This window comes from Paenibacillus sp. FSL M8-0142 (assembly GCF_038597315.1).
Classification (GTDB): domain Bacteria; phylum Bacillota; class Bacilli; order Paenibacillales; family Paenibacillaceae; genus Paenibacillus_AQ; species Paenibacillus_AQ lactis.
This window is the reverse complement of record NZ_CP152008.1, coordinates 2,142,672-2,158,777: the sequence shown is the minus strand read 5'-3', so window position 1 is coordinate 2,158,777 and position 16,106 is coordinate 2,142,672. Positions and strand designations below refer to the sequence as shown.

The window sequence follows — 16,106 nt, the reverse complement described above, 5'->3', positions numbered from 1 at the left end:
ATCACATGATTTTGAACATCATCGATGCCAGTGTTATGTGATGTAGTGATTGTAATCAAAATCTGGAATTAAGTATAATGATAGATAATTATGGCAGCATCAATTTTATTGATACCACTTGCGGAGGTGAGGACCGTGGAATTAACGGATCTGAAAATTTTTGTGAAGATAGCAGAGGAAGGAAACATATCGCGTGCAGCTGAAGGACTAGGGTACGTTCAATCCAACGTAACGGCACGGATCAAAAAGCTGGAAGCCGAGCTGGGCGTTTTGCTGTTTAACCGGCAGCCGCATGGGGTGACGCTTACGGAGAAGGGGGCGCTATTCCGGGAATATGCGTATTCGATTATTCGTCTTTCAGAGGAAGCGGTGCACGCAATGGAGGACGCTCCGTATCCAAGCGGAAGCCTATCGATCGGGATTGTCGATACCCTTCACTGCGGCAGTTTTATTCGGGCTCTTTCCGATTACCAGGCGAAATATCCGAATGTCAGCCTCAGCTTCATTACCGGAAGCTCGCCGGACCTCATCTCCAAGCTTCTGAATTATCAGCTGGACGGAGCGTTTGTAACCGGAGAATTTCCTTCGGCGAAGCTGGTCACCGAGTACAGCGAGCAGGATGAGGTTCGTCTGCTGACAACATGGAACGCTCCCTCCCTACCCGATCTGTCACGGACTAAGTGGGTGGTGTCTCCCGTTGGCTGCCCCTTTCGCCAGGCGCTGGAATCATGGCTGCGGAGCGAAAGCATCCCTTTAACGAACATGATTGAGGTTTCGTCGCTGGATACGCTGTTAAGCATCGTAAGATCCGGACTGGCATCCACCCTTCTTCCAAGTTCCGTGCTCTCGGAGGAATATGCGGACCTGAACAGTTTTCCGGTGCCGGAGGCGTTCCGCCATGCAACGACCAGCCTGGTTCGTCGCAATGACCGCTTTGGCAGCAAGGCGTTCTCGGCATTTGCCGAGCTGGTGAAGGTTAATTTTGCACAAGGGACGGATTAAGGATGGAATAGATCAAAATATCTTCGAACCGGTCCTTTACCTTCAAATACGAGCGCAGCCTGCCCTCTTGCTTCATGCCGGTCTTCTCCATCACCCGGAAGGAGCCCGCATTGTCCGGATGGCATTTGGCCTCAATCCGTACCAGCTGCAATCGGTTAAAGCCGAATTCGATAACACGGCCAATCACCTCGGTCATGTAGCCACGATTCCAATAACGGTTCGAGAGAACATAACCTAGCTCGGCCTTCTGACTCCGGTTATCCCATTGGATGAAGCTGCAGGTTCCAATCAAAGCGCCTGATTGCTTGTCCTCGATGCCCCAGGGGCCGACCTTTTGCTGATCGTAACGATGCATGATAAATTCGATAAACCGCCTCGTGTCATCACGGGATTGATGGACGTCCCACACCGTGTACTTCGAGACTTCCGGCACGGAGCAATAATCGTACATGTCCTCAAGATCGTCCCAGCGGATGCGTCTTAGACGGGTCCGATCCGTCTCAAGTTCCGGGAAAGGCTCGAAAGCATCCTCAATTTTCTTCATAGGTTTCGCTCCTTCCTTATTCAAGGTTATAAACCGGCATCCATCCGTAATGCATCCTCCGTACCTGCTAGCTCCAGCTGCTTCCGGATGTAGCGCGCCACCCCGTCGGCATCGTTCGAATCCACCACCAGATCCGCCAATTCCTGGATTCGCTCGTGCGCGTTCCGCACGGCAATTCGGGTGCCGCCCGCTTCAAACAGCCCCAGGTCATTGAGATGATCACCGAAGACAACTGTGTTCTGGAGCGGAATCCCCATATGATCAGCCCATAGGCGAAGCCCGTCCCGTTTGTTGCCATTCACGTGGCTGAATTCCAAAAAGTAATGATTTCTTATGTAATAGTCCGGCATCATATGCGCATGCACCACATCCCCGAAACAATCGTTGACCTCCCGGCGAATCGGCTCCAGCTCATCGAACAGGCCAATATACGTCAGGGCCAATGTTCGGTGCCCCTCCGGACAATGTAAGGCTGCTACCTCCATAAATCTCGGATCATTCACGCGGCTTTGATAAAATGCAGTCTCTCCCTCCCGGCAAAGCGTTTCATGGAGCACGCGTTCCCGGTGATCGGCATCCAATGAAAAGTAAAAAGGCGTCAGCCCGTGTTTCTTTCCGAGCCGGATGATATCGCTCGAAATTTTGTGATCCAGCCAATACCCGTCAATGACCGTCCCATTATGGCCGTTATAGATCAAAGCCCCGTTATACAGGATCAGAGGGTGCTTCCAAGGAATGTCCGCAACAACTTGCATAGCGCTGACATATCCGCGCGCCGTTGCGAATGTAACGACAACATCATGCTGCAGCGCTGCCTCGATGGTTTCCAACGTATAAGGGGAGAGCGTCTGATCCGACCTTAGAAGCGTCCCGTCCAGGTCTGTAATAAATGCTTGATGGTTCAATCGGATAAGCCTCCTTGTAGTAATATGATGATGTCTAAGCCTGAGTCCCAACCATGTGGTGTAGATGGAGACACGCAGGAGTTTGCAGCTTTTTTATGAGATCCAATGAAAAAAAGCTTCCCGAATCATAACCCATATGCTACTGCACAAACGCCATGACGTCCCGAATATCCTGAATGTCCGCCAATGGCTGAACGCCCATGCGATTCATTTTGGAGATATCTCCCCGGTAGGCAATGAACGGTATGCCGGCACACTCGGACGCTTTGCCGTCCACCCATGCATCGCCAACAGAGAGCCATTGGCTTGATGTGGTATGCGCAAAAAACTCCAGCACCCGCAAGTAGCCATCCGGTGCAGGCTTTAAGGAACCCATCTGTTCTCTTCCCACGATCAGGTCAAAATACGATGCGATTCCGTTCTCCTCCAAAGCCGTCAGGGCTGCATCCCGCGCATTATTCGTAACTATGGACAAATGTAAACTTCCATGCAAATGACGGATCAACTCCAGCGCGCCATCTTCAAGCTCGGCGCCGGCCATCCCCTTGATCTCATGCTGTTTGGCGATATCCCACATGCGCCGGGACAGTTCATCCGTCATATGACCGGTCTGCATCGCCTCCGCGATGACCGTAGAGGTCGTATGGGTGTCCATAGACAAACCGTGCGGGAGCACCCGATGGTCTACAAGAAAAGAGTAAATCGCCCATTTCATGGCGTTAAAGTCAATGCTCGACCGCAGCAGCGTGTTGTCCATGTCGAATACAATGCCTTTCCAGTTGCTATTCATGGTATCACACTCCTGTCATCCGAATGCTACGAAGCACGAAATCTTCCGGCCACTCCTTTTTGTTCATGCGAATAAGCGCAGTAACGTTCGCTTCACCCGGGTAACCCTCGGTTACCTCGTCATGAGATGGCGATAGCTCGATGAAAAGGCTGGCAGGTTGAGCTCCGTCCGCTTCCGCAATGCTCATCGACACAATCTCGAAGCCTTCGGAAGAGGGATGCTTTCCTGCATGGATCATCAAATAAATCTCTTCTTCGGTTTCCTTGAGCACGCTGGCTCCCGGAACGCGGTTGTGCTGCGCTTCGTATTGTTCTTGAATATCCTGATCCACTTGATTGTCCGTCCGAAACTCCCATACGTAATCCAGTGAGGTTTTCGTATAAGCAAGCTGCGCATACGCGATCGGAATGAGCTTGCGGTCATGAACGGCCTCGACCGTTTCCGCTTCGCTAACCGGCGGTTTAGACAGGTCTGAATTTTCCATAATGCAGCCAGTGATAATGAGTGTGACCAATGCGATCATGAGACTGATGTAGGCAGGTTTCCGCATGGCTAACCCCTTACAACTTCCGTACCTGCAATGAAATCATGAATGGCGCGTTTGTCCTCCCGCAGTGCCACCATCAAGATGCTGGCGATGAAACCAATCCCAAATGTCAACATATACACGAGTCCGGCAACGACGTTACGGAGCAGCATCGTTCCAATGCCCGGCGGATCCAGCGTATCGTATTTGCGAATTCGAATGCCGCATATCCGCTTCCCAACCGTGTACCCTTTCCAGTAAGCGGGTACCAGGATGCCGTACAACGCTAACAAGAAATTGCTGATCGGTTCATTTTCGAAATCGCCTGTCAGTATTCCAAATAGAATGCTTATTGGTAAAGAGACGATCAGGGCATCCAACAACCAGGCCCCAAAACGTATCCAAAAGCCCGCTTCTTCATTCATAACGCATCCCCCTCATCGATCAGGTATTCGCTGTTAAGGATTCCGCCCTTCACTGCCAGATTCATCAAGTTCCTTCCAGTTGCTCTCGATCCGATTTAAATCCTTCTTATACCATTGAACAAATACCGAACCATAGACGTGGTATAGCCCGATCGCCAAGCTGATTATGCTCAGTATCACAGGAGCCTTTCCTACGTCTTGTAGAGCTTCATCGAAAAGGATATACACTTGTGAATTTATCGTTATGATGGCAGCGGTCAAATAACGGATTCCGAAGAGCACCACGGATATACCGATGAATACTGCGCCTAGCGTCCGATTATGCACAACATCCCTCCTCATACGACTTTTTAAGGATTGCTATGTGATGTGATCCACTCTTCAACCCGCTTCATCTGGGCATTGAACCTCGTACTCCTGTAACAGCAGGTATCACCATGTATCCTATATCACAATATTTTCCACTCCCTTCATTGTAAACTTCTTCCGTTCATCCAACAACAGGTTTTCCATGATTTCCCACACGGATTAAGCGTACAGGCTAGATTTGTGCATAAAAAAGAACAGCTAACACGTTATCGTGAAAGCCGTTCTATCATGGTATCCTGATGGACCGCGGGTGGAGGTCTTGCCCCTGCGTGGCAGCTTAATCCACTTATTTGTCATCTGTCTGCACGTCTCCATATGTACCCGATGGTTCGAAGAAGACCGTAGCCGATCATAACGCCGATCGTATTCAAGATCACATCGTCAACATCCAGACTCCCCCGGCGAGTAATGAGTTGTATAAGCTCGAGCAGTAAAATTCCAGGCAGAAAATAAGCGATGGTCTTGGCAAAGCCGGCTTGAATTGCCAGCGGAATGAGCACACCGAACGGAAGAAACACACCGATGTTTCCGGCAATATTGATGAGAGCTTCCATGGAATGAATCGGAATGTAGTGACGGATGGTAGCAAGTGGAATGATATTGTAGCTGTACTCCGGCAGCCGTGTCCTTCCAAAACCCCAAAGCATCCAGTAGGCAAGCAGTAAGGAGTATGCGATTAATAAGTCCACTCAATTCGATATCGGAATTTCATGGATTAAAATAAGGCTCCAACTGATGATCCTCGATCAATTCAATATTTATACGTTCCCTTGCGTATTTCTTAATATGTTGTTTGATGTTGGGGTACAGCACGATGTCATCCAATTGTGAAAGGGGGATCCACCGTACGGCGGATTGGTCAGGATCGGGAATATCAGGCAGCCTGGCCACAGAACCAGCCTGAGGGCAGCATTCCAAGACAATATATAACGTATGGATATTCGACGTATTATTACCGGAATGATGATGCGGGGCGTATTCGTACACAAAGGCGATTGGTCCGGCAACAGCTAATATTGTAGTCTCTTCATATAGCTACCGCAGCACGCCGGCGGTAATGGTTTCGCCGGGCTCTGCCCCGCCACCGGGCAGATTGTAATGAATCCCGTTCTCATCCGAATACTCGACCAGCAGGATCCGCTCTTCTTGAATCACTAAAGCCGTGGGTCGTACTCTTATATGGTAACTCATGGAGACACCTCTTTTCGTCGGTACATATGTCATACATCGATATTATCATTCTGGAGATGGCTTATATCGTTATACAGCGTACATTCCCAATAGTCGCCGACTTGTGTGATAACGGTAAGAGAAGCATTATCCATATAGGTGGTTGTAAAACGATGGGGCATCAATTGTTGCAAGGTTAAGCCAATGACCGCGCCATGGCTTACTGCGAGGATGTATTGATTATGAAGCTTGTTCGATAACATGAATATTTTGTTTTCACGGCTGCATTTTCCACCGGATAACGATGTACCGGTTCACAAGCGCAGCTACACCGAATAGATAGGCGGACACCCGGAATCCGGAGTCAATCAAGGCAAGCACCCCGGCAGCAAACAACACGGCCTCAGTGAGAAGGACCCCGCCGATCGGCAGCTTGATGGATGCCTTCGGCGAGATGATCATCCCCCAGATCACCGCAGTCAGCAGCGGCAGACCGAGCCCAAGGATGATACTCAGCCAAACGCCCTGGACGGCATGGAAGCCCCAATATCCAAGCGAAAACAGCAAAATGATTTCCAGCACAAACCGCAGGCCGAGGTTGATCACGGTAAACATCCAGTGATCCCCTTATGCTTCGAGCTGCTTCTTATGATGAATCATGTGCTCGATATAATCATCGAACAGCCACTCCAGCGTAACCTCCGTGCCATCATCAAGGATGCCTTTTTTGCGGAAATCAGCTTCCCCCGCCTGCTGCATGACACGTACGATCATCCGGTTCAGCTCCCGCCACAATGTAAGAACCTCACCCGGCTTATACTGGTCTTGGTAACCCTGAAGACGAACCCAGTCATCCTGCGTGTATCCCTGAATGTGGATTGGTTTATCGGATAACAGAAACCGTACGAACCGCTGATGATTATTCAGCGCGGAGTCGCATAGATGGCCAAGAATTTCCTGCTTCGACCACTTCTCGATAGACGGTTTCCGAGTAAACGCCTCCTCCGTCATGGCCTCAACGAGCTCTGTTACTTCTGTGATCAATGATTTCAATCGATCGAGTGTTTCCATGTACCTTCCGCTCCTTTATTCGAAAATGATGAGCCTCTTCTTGCTATATGTCGCTTTCAATCAGCGGTAGACCCAGAAATTTGGCATATCCCTGGGCGGCCACGAGAATATCCTCCTTCCGTTCTTCAAGGGGAGTAAAAGGCGCAAAAGTGACCTCGACTCCGTTACGCTTGATCTCCCTCCTCCATACGCCGGCAATTCGGCCGTCCACAACGATCATTGGCTGAAACACTCCGTTGCGATATGGCGCGATCTTCGGATCATGTTCCGGTTCAATTACGGCATCCCGCGCCTTATAGCCCAAGTAATACTCATCGAATCCCGGTAAAAGGTGGACAACTGGCTGCTCCTGCTGATGCTCCGGTAAGGAAGCCGACATCCAATAAACTGCGTTGTCGAGCTTGATCTTCTGCAGAACATTCGAAACAGACTCCACGCCGCGCTTTGCTTCAGACAGCGAAAGCCCGGTCCACCATGCAAAATCCTGAACCGTAGCAGGACCGTGCCCGGTAAAGTAACGCAGGGCAAGCTCGGCCAAAGCTTCCTCGGTTGTCAGCTCCTTTAATTGACCGACCCATGCTTCGAGCAAAACAAAGGTTTGTTGATTGCCTTCCCGCGGTCCAAAGCAGAGCATGCCGTTCCGGCTCAAATATCCAAGGACATAGTTCCCCAAGCCATTCTTCGTCGAGATGCCGTCTTCCTCCAGAACCGTCATCAAATCCGGGCGTGGTACGGGAGTTCCATCATGCAGCGCTCTTTCGATTAAGCTTCTGCAGCGCTTCAGTATTTCTCCATCGAGTCCGAGCTCCGCCTGTTTCCGCTTGTCATGTGCTTGTAATCGAGGGGCGGTCAGCTTCTGCATCCATAGAACATCCTCGGCCGGCACCATAAAAATCGTTCCCCGCATCGGCCAGGTAAGCACGATTTTCCGCTCAGCAATTGCCAGCTCTACATCCGGCAGCCCGGAGGAAGCCGTTCGCAAACCAACTCCCCAGACCGCCTGGCCGAAATCCTGGGCTTGAACCGCGCCTAATCCTTTTACGACTTGTTCCGGTGTATTAAACTTCTTGCTCCCGATCCCCTGGGACGACAGCCTTAAGCTAGCAATCGTTGGATTTGTCAATTCCGCAACACTCCCTAGACATCAAATAGAACCGCAGGTGCCGTTAAGCAGCCTCCATCAAACGAATGAGCAAGCGTACTTCTGAACTTGTAAGTGACACCCTGATTTTCACGAAAGTTTGCCTATGATAAATCGGGAATCGACATCCAGGCCCGCTCGTTCTGCCAGCTCACTTCGACCGGCGTTTCGAAGAAGGCGGTCAGATTGCCGCTGGTCAGCATATCCTTGGAGCTTCCCTGGTTAAACACGCTTCCCCGCCGGATTAAAAGGGAATGCGAAAAAATCGGCAATATTTCTTCAATATGATGCGTCACGAACAGAAGCGTCGGAGCATCCGGCTTCGAGGCAAGCGCCGTAATGCTGGACAATAGCGCTTCCCGAGACAGAAAATCCAGCCCGTTGCAGGCTTCATCAAGAATCAGCAGTCTCGGGGATGCCATCAGAGCTCTGGCAATCAGCAGCTTTTGCTTCTCCCCTTGCGAACAGGTTTCATATGTACGTCCAAGCAGATGATAACAATTAAAATCCTTCATCAGCTGTTCCGCTTGCGCCCGGTCGTCCTCATCAATCTTCTGATATAAACCAATGGAGGCGTGCTTGCCGCTGATGACAACGTCAATCGTCGATTCGTTCGGGCGGATCCGCTCCTGGAGCGAGGAGCTCACCCAACCGATTGACTTCCGGAGTTCTCTTAAATCTACCGTACCGAAACGGTGGCCGAGTACGGAAACGCTGCCGCTTGTCGGCCAGATGTAACCGTTAATCATATTCAGGATCGTTGTCTTGCCTGACCCGTTCAAACCCAGAACGGCCCAATGCTCCCCTGGTTTGACGGTCCAATTGACCCCGGACAGCACAGTCTTCTGCTCCCGTCTCCAGGTTACGTCGTTCAATTCAATTATCGAGTTCATTGCTGCTCCCTCTCCTTTTTCTGCTTCGTTTCTGCTTTTCTCTTTTCAAGGATTATATCAGCAATTACATATTCCTCAATAGTGAAAAGAGGGAACCTCAATTATTAAAAAGCAAAATGGACTATTGCCAAAGCTAGAATCATTGTATCACGCCAGAATTTGGATCATATCGGAAGTTTGCCGGCGATTATCCAGCACAACACCACGCCTCTGCCCTCCTATTTCCTACTCAAACATCAGCGCGTATCTATAACGTCGCGGCATGTTCTTTTTTTGGCGTCGAATCCAAGAAAGATCTTATCTCTGCAATATCTCCCAATCTCGCACCTAAATCATTCAATAATGAAAGAATTTGTACATCTATCGCCTACAGGCCTGATTTTCATCAAGATACAATGTGAGCTATCAATAGGCGAGAGGTGATTAATCATGAATGCACAAACGGTACAGTCGCCGGACAAGGCCGGACTGTACAAAGGCATGAAAACGGTTGCCACCAAAACATTCAAAGGGCGCTGGAACGCTCCGTTAGCTGGTTACCTGTTCATCGCCCCCTGGCTGCTGGGCTTTCTCATTTTACAGCTCTGGCCCATTATCCAGTCCTTCTATCTATCCTTCACCGAATATTCGCTGTTGGAGCCGGCCCGCTGGATCGGTATCAAGAACTTCCAGGATATTGCTCACGACCGGCTCTTCTTCAATTCGTTGAAAGTGACATTTCTGTATGTGATCGCTTCCGTGCCGCTGAAACTGCTGGTAGCGCTGGCTATAGCCCTGCTGCTAAACCGGAACATCCGGGGCATATCCTTCTACCGGACGATCATTTACCTGCCTTCACTAATTGGCGGAAGCTTGGCGGTCGCCGTACTGTGGCGCAATATATTCGGTCTGAACGGCTTCATTAATCAGCTCGCGATATGGGTCGGAATCGCCCCCAAAAACTGGATTGGCACCCCCTCCACCGCCCTCGGCACCCTGGTACTTCTAACGGCATGGCAGTTCGGCTCGTCGATGATTATTTTCCTTGCCGGCCTTAAGCAAATCCCAAGCGAGTTATATGAAGCCGCATCCGTGGACGGGGCCTCGCCGCTTCGCAAGTTTATCCGGATTACCCTGCCTATGTTATCACCGGTTATCCTCTTTAATCTGATCATGGGCATCATCAACGCATTCCAGATGTTCACATCGGCTTTTGTTGTCACGAATGGAGGACCGGTCAATTCAACCGAGATGTTCGCCCTGTTTCTGTACAATAAAGCCTTCGGATCCCTGCAGATGGGCTACGCATCAGCCTTGGCCTGGATATTGCTCGTCATCATTGGCATCGCCACGGCGCTTAATTTTATCGCGTCCAAATACTGGGTCTTCTACGAAACCGAAACGGAGGGCCGCAAATGACAGGTGCTCGTAAAAAACAAAACTGGTTGGTTCACGTGCTGATGATTACCTTTTGTTTTGTGATGTTTTATCCCGTACTTTGGTGGATCGGGGCCTCCTTCAAATCGACGCCGGAAATCAGTCTGCCCACTCTGTTCCCTAAAGTATGGTTATGGCAAAATTATACGGAAGGCTGGATGGCACTGCCCAAGTATACATTTACACGCTTCTTTATGAACAGCCTTAAGCTCAATGTGGCGACCACGATTATTCATGTCATTTCAGCCAGCCTGGTGGCTTTTGGCTTCGCTAGGCTGACCTTCCCGCTGAAGGGGTTATGGTTCTCCATCCTGCTGATGACCCTGATGCTTCCGGGACAGGTCACGCTCATCCCGCAGTATACGATGTTCCATTCCTTCGACTGGATCAATACCTATCTGCCGCTGATCGTCCCTTCAGCCATGGGCGGAGCCTTCTTTATTTTCCTGATTGTCCAGTTCATCCGCGGCATTCCGCGAGAGCTCGATGAGTCCGCGAAAATCGACGGCTGCTCCTGGTTCGGCATTTATCTGCGCATCGTAATGCCGCTGACCCTGCCTGCGCTCATCACGGTGACGATATTCTCGTTTATTTGGGGCTGGGACGAATACTTTGGGCCGCTGATTTATCTGAATACCGTGGATAAGTACACGGTCCCGCTCGCGCTCAGAATGTTTATCGACTCCCAGTCAGCCGTTCCATGGGGGCAGCTGCTTGCCGTATCCCTGCTCTCCGTGCTGCCGCCGGTGGTCATTTTCTTTCTGGCGCAAAAGCATTTCGTGGAAGGGATTGCCACATCCGGGCTGAAAGGATAGATTTCAGAGCGGTAAACGGATACTGTAGCGTGTTCTTCCAGCTCTTCTTCAGGCGGCGGCCAAGCCGGACATCTCGATCATCCGGCTTCCGCCAACGTTGGCAATGAGGCAGCAGCGCGTTCAGCGACCTTATGGCTTCCAAGGGGAGGAGAAAACGCATGAATCCGTTTCGCACGTTTCGCATCGATTACGTTTTTTTCTTCAGTTTTGCCGGTTTTATCGCGGTCCTCATCACGATCATGATGATTGTTAGTTATCGCTTCTCGGCTGATGAGCAGGCGAACAGTGCCTCCATGTACCAGCAGGCGGTGCTGCAGCAGCTCAACAAACAGCTTACCGACCAGATGAGCGCTGTGGAGCAAACCTCGCTAGCCGTGTCCATCAACTCGCCTCTGGTCAACTATTTAACAATGAAAGGAGATTATTATGCACGCAAGAAGGCCAGGGACGAGCTGAATCGGGATTATTTGGCGCCAATGCTGAACAGCTCGCGCTCGATGTTTTCTTTTCAGATTTATATGAACGATCCGCTTCAGGTCGATCCCAACGCCAACATTCAGTACCTCCCGCTGGCCACAGCCAGCCGGGAGATCTGGTATCCGGCCATCGACAAATCCGACTTTCTCTGGATCGGCCAGCGTGAGGTCGGTTCGCCGCAGGGGAAACAGCAGGTGATCAGCTTTGTCCGTAAAATCACTTCACTTGACGGTGTGAACCACGGAATTCTGATTATCAATGTCCGGGTCAAATTTTTGCAGGACATTCTGACGGAAGATAATTCCTTGGCCAGCCGGCTCCTGCTCGACTCCGGCGGCCGGATGATCATGCACACCCGGATTGCTCCGCCTCCCGAGGAAATCAGCGCCATCCTGGAGCGGGTCAGCGGAGACACTGGGCATGCGCGTCATCTTCTGACCGCCGCCGGCTCGCTGCCTGAGAAGAACATGCTTACCGTATGGTCCCGGACATCCCCTGGCAGCTGGATGCTGGTGGAGCTTACGCCCTGGAAGGAAATTACTACCGGAGGTGTCCGCCTTGCGTGGACGATGGCTATTGTGGGAGCCGTCGCCATTTTGCTGTCCCTGTTCTTCACATTGTTCCTTTCCCGGAATTTCACGAGGCCGATCCGGAAACTGATTCAGCTGATGCAGGCGTTCAATCCCGGGAAGCGCAGGCAGCCGCTGCCCAACGAATACCGCAACGAATTCGGCAGCTTGTTCAGCGGCTACCGCAAGCTCACCGAGCGGATCGAAACGCTGTATCAGTCGCTGGAGCAGCAGTATAAGGCACAGCGCGAAGCGGAGATTAAGGCGCTGCAAGCGATGATTAACCCCCATTTTCTCTACAACACCCTGGATCAGCTGAACTGGATGGCGCTTGAAGCCGGTCAAGAGAAAATCAGCCGCGTGCTCGAGCTGATGGGGCAAATGTTCCGGATTGGCCTGTCGGGCGGCGAATCCATGATTTCGATCCAGGAAGAGCTTTTGCACGTGGATTGCTATCTGAAAATCCAACAGTTCAAGTGGGGCGAAGGATTGGAATGGCACATCGATTGCCCAAAGGATTTACAGCATCTGATGATTCCGAAACTCACCCTGCAGCCCTTTGTGGAAAACGCCGTTATGCATGGTTTTCATGGCAGACGCCAAGGACGGATCCAATTGACATGTCAGGAAGAGGACCGAGGCATCCGGATTTGGATTCGGGACGACGGCATCGGGCTGCGCGAAGACTGGAAAACACGGAAACGCCATCCGACGGGCGGATACGGCATCCGCAACGTAACGGAACGTATTCAGGTTTATTTCGGTCCGCCCTTTGGCGTTACGCTTCGCAACCGTGCCGATGTGCCAGGCACCGAAGCGGAGATCTACTGGCCGAAGCTGGATCAACAGCAGGATCAGGAAGGGGGAAAAAATCATGTGGACCATTGCTATCGTGGATGACGACCGGCAAGCGCTCGGCGGCATGTCCCGGTTAATCCCTTGGGAGCAGCTCGGCGTACGGCCCGTCGGGGAGGCCATGGATGGCGAAGAAGGACTCCGGCTGATCGAGTCAAGCAAGCCCGATATCGTCATCACGGATATCTATATGCCGGTAATGAATGGTCTCGACATGATCGAACAGCTCCGTAAGCAGCAATATACCGGCAAAATCATCATTTTGAGCGGGTATTCGGATTTTGAATATGCTCGCAAGGCACTGCGGCTTCAGGTCGACGATTATTTGCCCAAGCCGGCCTCACCGGCAACGATCCGGGAAGTGCTGCAGCGCGTCACACGCGAGTTAACGGAGCGCCGAGCGTTGGAGAACAGAGAGCGGGAGCTGCAAAACCGACTCATGCAGTATGAGCCGTTTCTGGAAAGGGAATGGGTCAAATCCGTGCTCATCGGAGGGTCCTCTTCCCCGCTAACGGATTCCTCCCGTATGCTGGACCGGCTGGGATGGAAGAATGCCCAATTCATGATGCTAGCTTTAGAAATTAAACGCCAAGGACGTATGGAAGGGATCTCCGTCCGGGACTGGCACCTGTTCCGGTTTGCCGTGGGCAACACGGTAGAGGAGCTGGCCGGTCAGGACGGTCTGCGCAGCTATTTCCTGGAGCTGCATAGTCACCATATGGCGCTGCTGTTGTATAAGCCCCTTTCGTGGCCGACCGAAGCGTTCCGCTTGGAAGTTCTGGCGCTGGCAGGGCGAATCATTTCGTCCGTGCATCGATTCCTCAGGGTCAAACTGCATATCGGTGTCGGTCTCCGTAAGGACAACTGGCTTGCCATCTCCGATTCCACCGAAGAAGCCTTCCAAGCACTCGCCGAGCGGCGCGAACCGGATTCCGCCCATCCCTGCGTCTACGTATATAATGAAGGCGGCATTCGGCGTTCAGCACGACGGAACATACGGCCGGTGCGGTTTTTCCAGGAGATGGCCGACGCAGTAAGGACCTTTGACGAGCCTAGAGCACTGCTGGCGCTGGAGGACTTCTTCCGCAAGGACAGCGGCGCGGCTCAGCTTCAGACCGACGAACTAACCGCCATCGGAACACAGCTGTTCGCCATCCTCTCCTTTACTCTGTACGAGTCCGGCATCCGGCTCGACGATGAGCTCTCTCTCACGGACTTGACCAAAGAATTGGGGCAATTGGAAGATGCCCAGCAGTGGAAGGCATGGGTAGCGGACAAAGTGAGCCGAATCTGTTCGCGTTACACGCCCAATGAAAACCTCAAGCATAAGGAAACGGTCGAATATATCATCCAATACATTCATGAGCATTACGCCGAGAACATTCATCTTCAGGATCTGGCCAACCAGGTGTATATCTCCAAAAACTATCTCAGTACCATATTCCGCCAGTTTACAGGTGAAACCTTCGGCGATTATTTAACCAGGGTGCGAATGGAAAAAGCCAAGAGCATGGTTATCGAGAAAAAACTGCTGATTGCAGAAATCGCCGAGCGGGTCGGATATCGGAATGTTCCGTACTTTACCACCCTGTTCAAAAAGCATACCGGGCGCAGTCCCACCGAGTTTCACAAAGCCTAATGATCAGTTCTGTTCTGAAATTTCCGACTCATGAGCATCCCGCCTCCTCATTCGATCATCGTAAAATACTGAAATGATTCGTTGTTTTGTCGCCTACGAGAAAGGTCCTGGACTTGGTACGTTAAAGAAGCAGATCAGTTAATTAAGGGAGGTTCATCCGATGAGAAAATCATGGCATCGTCTCGCTTCTGGCGCTGCGGCCGTGTTGTCACTGTCCCTGGTACTCTCCGCTTGCAGCGGAATCAAGAAAGAAGAAGCCGGATCCGCGGAGCCGGCAGACGGCAAGTCCATCACGCTCCGAATCATGTGGTGGGGATCTCAGGCAAGGCATGACGCAACTCTGAAAGCGCTTGATTTGTACTCCGAAAAGCACCCAGGCATCACATTCGAACCGGAGTACCAGTCATTCGACGGGTACCAAGACAAGCTGTCGACCCAGTCCGCGGGGAAAAACACGCCGGATATTTTCCAAATGGATGCCGCCTGGTTCAACGATTGGGCGTCCAGCGGACGGCTGGAGGATCTCTCCTCCATACCGACGGACCATATCGATAAGGCGCTGCTTGAGACAGGCACCTACCAAGGCAAACTGTACGCGATGCCGCTCGGCAACAACGCTTGGGGCATGGTGTACAACAAGACGATGATGGATAGCCTCGGCGTTCAGCCGCCGAAGACATGGGACGAGTTTTTTGCCATGGCGCGCGACCTGAAGCCGAAGCTGGCCAAGGACCAATACCTCACGCGTGACCTGACTGCGGACGGCGCGTTCTACATGTCGTATCAGCTGAGCATGGGCAAAGGCTTTTCCATGAGTAAGGACGGAAAATTCCATTATGACGAGGCTACCTGGAAGGATTGGATGAACAAATGGGCGGAGCTGCGCAAGGACAATCTCGTGACACCGCCTGACGTCACCGTATCGGATAAAGCGCAGGACGCACAAATGGACCTGCTCATTCAGGAGAAGATTCTGCTTCGGGGCGCGCATGCCGCGGAATTCGGCGGAACGGATGCCTTAAAACCCGGCGTGTTGGCGTTAACGACCCAGCCGAGGGGAACGCAGGCAGGCGGCTGGCTGAAAGCCTCCATGTACTGGAGCGTCAGCCCCAACAGTCAATACAAAGAAGAGGCGAAGAAGTTCATCGACTGGTTTGTCAACAGCGAGGAAGTCGGAGAAATTTTGGGTACTTCGCGCGGGATTCCGGTTAACAAAACCGTAGCCGATGCGCTCCAGCCCAAATTTACGGACGTCGATAAAAGCGCCCTCGGCCTGATTAACGAGGTGTCCAAGGACGGAGCCGCGTTTGACCCCGGCCCAGGGAATAAGGGCGGCTGGGCCAACTTCACGAAGGAATACGACAATATCACGCAGTCGATCATGTTCGGTAAAATCAGCATCGACGAGGGCTGGGACCAGATTGTCAAATTGAGCAAAACCCTGGAGTAATCCATGCCGTTAAGCTGTCTGTTTGAGTTTGGTAAAAACCGCCACGCGA

At 51.7% G+C, this 16,106-nt stretch carries 19 protein-coding genes; 6 read left to right on the top strand and 13 right to left on the bottom strand.

Translation table 11 applies throughout. The features are described 5' to 3' along the window. Nucleotides 1-135: 135 nt before the first annotated feature. Nucleotides 136-1,002: a LysR family transcriptional regulator gene (locus NSQ46_RS10275; RefSeq protein WP_007127980.1), complete on the top strand. Its 867-nt coding sequence runs from the start codon at nucleotides 136-138 to the stop codon at nucleotides 1,000-1,002. Here NSQ46_RS10275 and NSQ46_RS10270 read toward each other — a convergent pair. From NSQ46_RS10270 to NSQ46_RS10210, 13 genes are all read right to left on the bottom strand, one after another. Continuing rightward, the gene (locus NSQ46_RS10270) at nucleotides 977-1,546 is read right to left on the bottom strand and encodes a GNAT family N-acetyltransferase (protein ID WP_341342206.1); all 570 of its coding nucleotides are present in this window, start codon (nucleotides 1,544-1,546) and stop codon (nucleotides 977-979) included. The genes NSQ46_RS10275 and NSQ46_RS10270 overlap by 26 nt on opposite strands. Nucleotides 1,547-1,572: 26 nt before the next feature. After that, nucleotides 1,573-2,451: an HAD-IIB family hydrolase gene (locus NSQ46_RS10265; RefSeq protein WP_341032919.1), complete on the bottom strand. Its 879-nt coding sequence runs from the start codon at nucleotides 2,449-2,451 to the stop codon at nucleotides 1,573-1,575. Nucleotides 2,452-2,590: 139 nt separating this feature from the next. Further along, nucleotides 2,591-3,241, bottom strand: a complete 651-nt coding sequence (locus NSQ46_RS10260) for an HAD family hydrolase (RefSeq protein ID WP_341342207.1) — start codon at nucleotides 3,239-3,241, stop codon at nucleotides 2,591-2,593. Nucleotides 3,242-3,245: 4 nt separating this feature from the next. Continuing rightward, nucleotides 3,246-3,791 carry a hypothetical protein gene (locus NSQ46_RS10255; protein WP_051425085.1) on the bottom strand — a complete coding sequence of 182 codons (546 nt, stop codon included), beginning with the start codon at nucleotides 3,789-3,791 and terminating at the stop codon, nucleotides 3,246-3,248. Between the two features lie 2 nt (nucleotides 3,792-3,793). Next, nucleotides 3,794-4,192: an RDD family protein gene (locus tag NSQ46_RS10250; RefSeq protein ID WP_341342208.1), complete on the bottom strand. Its 399-nt coding sequence runs from the start codon at nucleotides 4,190-4,192 to the stop codon at nucleotides 3,794-3,796. Between the two features lie 33 nt (nucleotides 4,193-4,225). Continuing rightward, nucleotides 4,226-4,519, bottom strand: a complete 294-nt coding sequence (locus NSQ46_RS10245) for a hypothetical protein (protein ID WP_007127974.1) — start codon at nucleotides 4,517-4,519, stop codon at nucleotides 4,226-4,228. Nucleotides 4,520-4,854: 335 nt separating this feature from the next. Beyond that, nucleotides 4,855-5,208 carry a VanZ family protein gene (locus tag NSQ46_RS10240; protein ID WP_244869148.1) on the bottom strand — a complete coding sequence of 118 codons (354 nt, stop codon included), beginning with the start codon at nucleotides 5,206-5,208 and terminating at the stop codon, nucleotides 4,855-4,857. A gap of 388 nt (nucleotides 5,209-5,596) precedes the next feature. Continuing rightward, nucleotides 5,597-5,752 carry an NUDIX domain-containing protein gene (locus tag NSQ46_RS10235; RefSeq protein ID WP_341342209.1) on the bottom strand — a complete coding sequence of 52 codons (156 nt, stop codon included), beginning with the start codon at nucleotides 5,750-5,752 and terminating at the stop codon, nucleotides 5,597-5,599. A gap of 29 nt (nucleotides 5,753-5,781) precedes the next feature. Next, nucleotides 5,782-5,994, bottom strand: coding sequence for a histidine phosphatase family protein (locus NSQ46_RS10230; protein WP_341342210.1), 213 nt, complete (start codon nucleotides 5,992-5,994; stop codon nucleotides 5,782-5,784). Between the two features lie 13 nt (nucleotides 5,995-6,007). Further along, nucleotides 6,008-6,346, bottom strand: a complete 339-nt coding sequence (locus tag NSQ46_RS10225) for a YrdB family protein (RefSeq protein ID WP_341342211.1) — start codon at nucleotides 6,344-6,346, stop codon at nucleotides 6,008-6,010. A gap of 12 nt (nucleotides 6,347-6,358) precedes the next feature. Further along, nucleotides 6,359-6,802, bottom strand: coding sequence for a DinB family protein (locus NSQ46_RS10220; protein WP_028404621.1), 444 nt, complete (start codon nucleotides 6,800-6,802; stop codon nucleotides 6,359-6,361). Between the two features lie 43 nt (nucleotides 6,803-6,845). Further along, the gene (locus NSQ46_RS10215) at nucleotides 6,846-7,925 is read right to left on the bottom strand and encodes a winged helix DNA-binding domain-containing protein (RefSeq protein ID WP_341342212.1); all 1,080 of its coding nucleotides are present in this window, start codon (nucleotides 7,923-7,925) and stop codon (nucleotides 6,846-6,848) included. Nucleotides 7,926-8,047: 122 nt separating this feature from the next. Further along, nucleotides 8,048-8,836: an ABC transporter ATP-binding protein gene (locus NSQ46_RS10210; RefSeq protein WP_007127967.1), complete on the bottom strand. Its 789-nt coding sequence runs from the start codon at nucleotides 8,834-8,836 to the stop codon at nucleotides 8,048-8,050. Nucleotides 8,837-9,265: 429 nt separating this feature from the next. On the opposite strand from NSQ46_RS10210, the gene NSQ46_RS10205 reads away from it, so the two are divergent. The 5 genes from NSQ46_RS10205 (at nucleotide 9,266) to NSQ46_RS10185 (ending at nucleotide 16,057) form a co-directional block, all read left to right on the top strand. Further along, nucleotides 9,266-10,234 (top strand): sugar ABC transporter permease, encoded by a 969-nt coding sequence (locus tag NSQ46_RS10205; protein ID WP_028404624.1) that lies wholly within the window; start codon nucleotides 9,266-9,268, stop codon nucleotides 10,232-10,234. Next, nucleotides 10,231-11,067: a carbohydrate ABC transporter permease gene (locus NSQ46_RS10200; RefSeq protein ID WP_251537435.1), complete on the top strand. Its 837-nt coding sequence runs from the start codon at nucleotides 10,231-10,233 to the stop codon at nucleotides 11,065-11,067. The genes NSQ46_RS10205 and NSQ46_RS10200 overlap by 4 nt, the downstream gene beginning before the upstream one ends. 158 nt (nucleotides 11,068-11,225) lie before the next feature. Further along, nucleotides 11,226-13,013, top strand: coding sequence for a sensor histidine kinase (locus NSQ46_RS10195; RefSeq protein ID WP_210094735.1), 1,788 nt, complete (start codon nucleotides 11,226-11,228; stop codon nucleotides 13,011-13,013). Then, the gene (locus NSQ46_RS10190; RefSeq protein ID WP_210094736.1) at nucleotides 12,988-14,607 is read left to right on the top strand and encodes a response regulator transcription factor; all 1,620 of its coding nucleotides are present in this window, start codon (nucleotides 12,988-12,990) and stop codon (nucleotides 14,605-14,607) included. The genes NSQ46_RS10195 and NSQ46_RS10190 overlap by 26 nt, the downstream gene beginning before the upstream one ends. 160 nt (nucleotides 14,608-14,767) lie before the next feature. Next, the gene (locus NSQ46_RS10185) at nucleotides 14,768-16,057 is read left to right on the top strand and encodes a sugar ABC transporter substrate-binding protein (RefSeq protein WP_251537434.1); all 1,290 of its coding nucleotides are present in this window, start codon (nucleotides 14,768-14,770) and stop codon (nucleotides 16,055-16,057) included. Nucleotides 16,058-16,106 lie beyond the last annotated feature (49 nt).

Bases quoted from the DNA above. Each gene is read 5' to 3' on its own strand.
- NSQ46_RS10250 (WP_341342208.1), bottom strand. From the start codon at position 4,192: ATGAATGAAGAAGCGGGCTTTTGGATACGTTTTGGGGCCTGGTTGTTG.
- NSQ46_RS10255 (WP_051425085.1), bottom strand. From the start codon at position 3,791: ATGCGGAAACCTGCCTACATCAGTCTCATGATCGCATTGGTCACACTC.
- NSQ46_RS10195 (WP_210094735.1), top strand. From the start codon at position 11,226: ATGAATCCGTTTCGCACGTTTCGCATCGATTACGTTTTTTTCTTCAGT.
- NSQ46_RS10210 (WP_007127967.1), bottom strand. From the start codon at position 8,836: ATGAACTCGATAATTGAATTGAACGACGTAACCTGGAGACGGGAGCAG.
- NSQ46_RS10205 (WP_028404624.1), top strand. From the start codon at position 9,266: ATGAATGCACAAACGGTACAGTCGCCGGACAAGGCCGGACTGTACAAA.
- NSQ46_RS10225 (WP_341342211.1), bottom strand. From the start codon at position 6,346: ATGTTTACCGTGATCAACCTCGGCCTGCGGTTTGTGCTGGAAATCATT.
- NSQ46_RS10260 (WP_341342207.1), bottom strand. From the start codon at position 3,241: ATGAATAGCAACTGGAAAGGCATTGTATTCGACATGGACAACACGCTG.
- NSQ46_RS10235 (WP_341342209.1), bottom strand. From the start codon at position 5,752: ATGAGTTACCATATAAGAGTACGACCCACGGCTTTAGTGATTCAAGAA.
- NSQ46_RS10190 (WP_210094736.1), top strand. From the start codon at position 12,988: ATGTGGACCATTGCTATCGTGGATGACGACCGGCAAGCGCTCGGCGGC.
- NSQ46_RS10220 (WP_028404621.1), bottom strand. From the start codon at position 6,802: ATGGAAACACTCGATCGATTGAAATCATTGATCACAGAAGTAACAGAG.
- NSQ46_RS10200 (WP_251537435.1), top strand. From the start codon at position 10,231: ATGACAGGTGCTCGTAAAAAACAAAACTGGTTGGTTCACGTGCTGATG.
- NSQ46_RS10240 (WP_244869148.1), bottom strand. From the start codon at position 5,208: ATGCTTTGGGGTTTTGGAAGGACACGGCTGCCGGAGTACAGCTACAAT.
- NSQ46_RS10185 (WP_251537434.1), top strand. From the start codon at position 14,768: ATGAGAAAATCATGGCATCGTCTCGCTTCTGGCGCTGCGGCCGTGTTG.
- NSQ46_RS10230 (WP_341342210.1), bottom strand. From the start codon at position 5,994: ATGTTATCGAACAAGCTTCATAATCAATACATCCTCGCAGTAAGCCAT.
- NSQ46_RS10270 (WP_341342206.1), bottom strand. From the start codon at position 1,546: ATGAAGAAAATTGAGGATGCTTTCGAGCCTTTCCCGGAACTTGAGACG.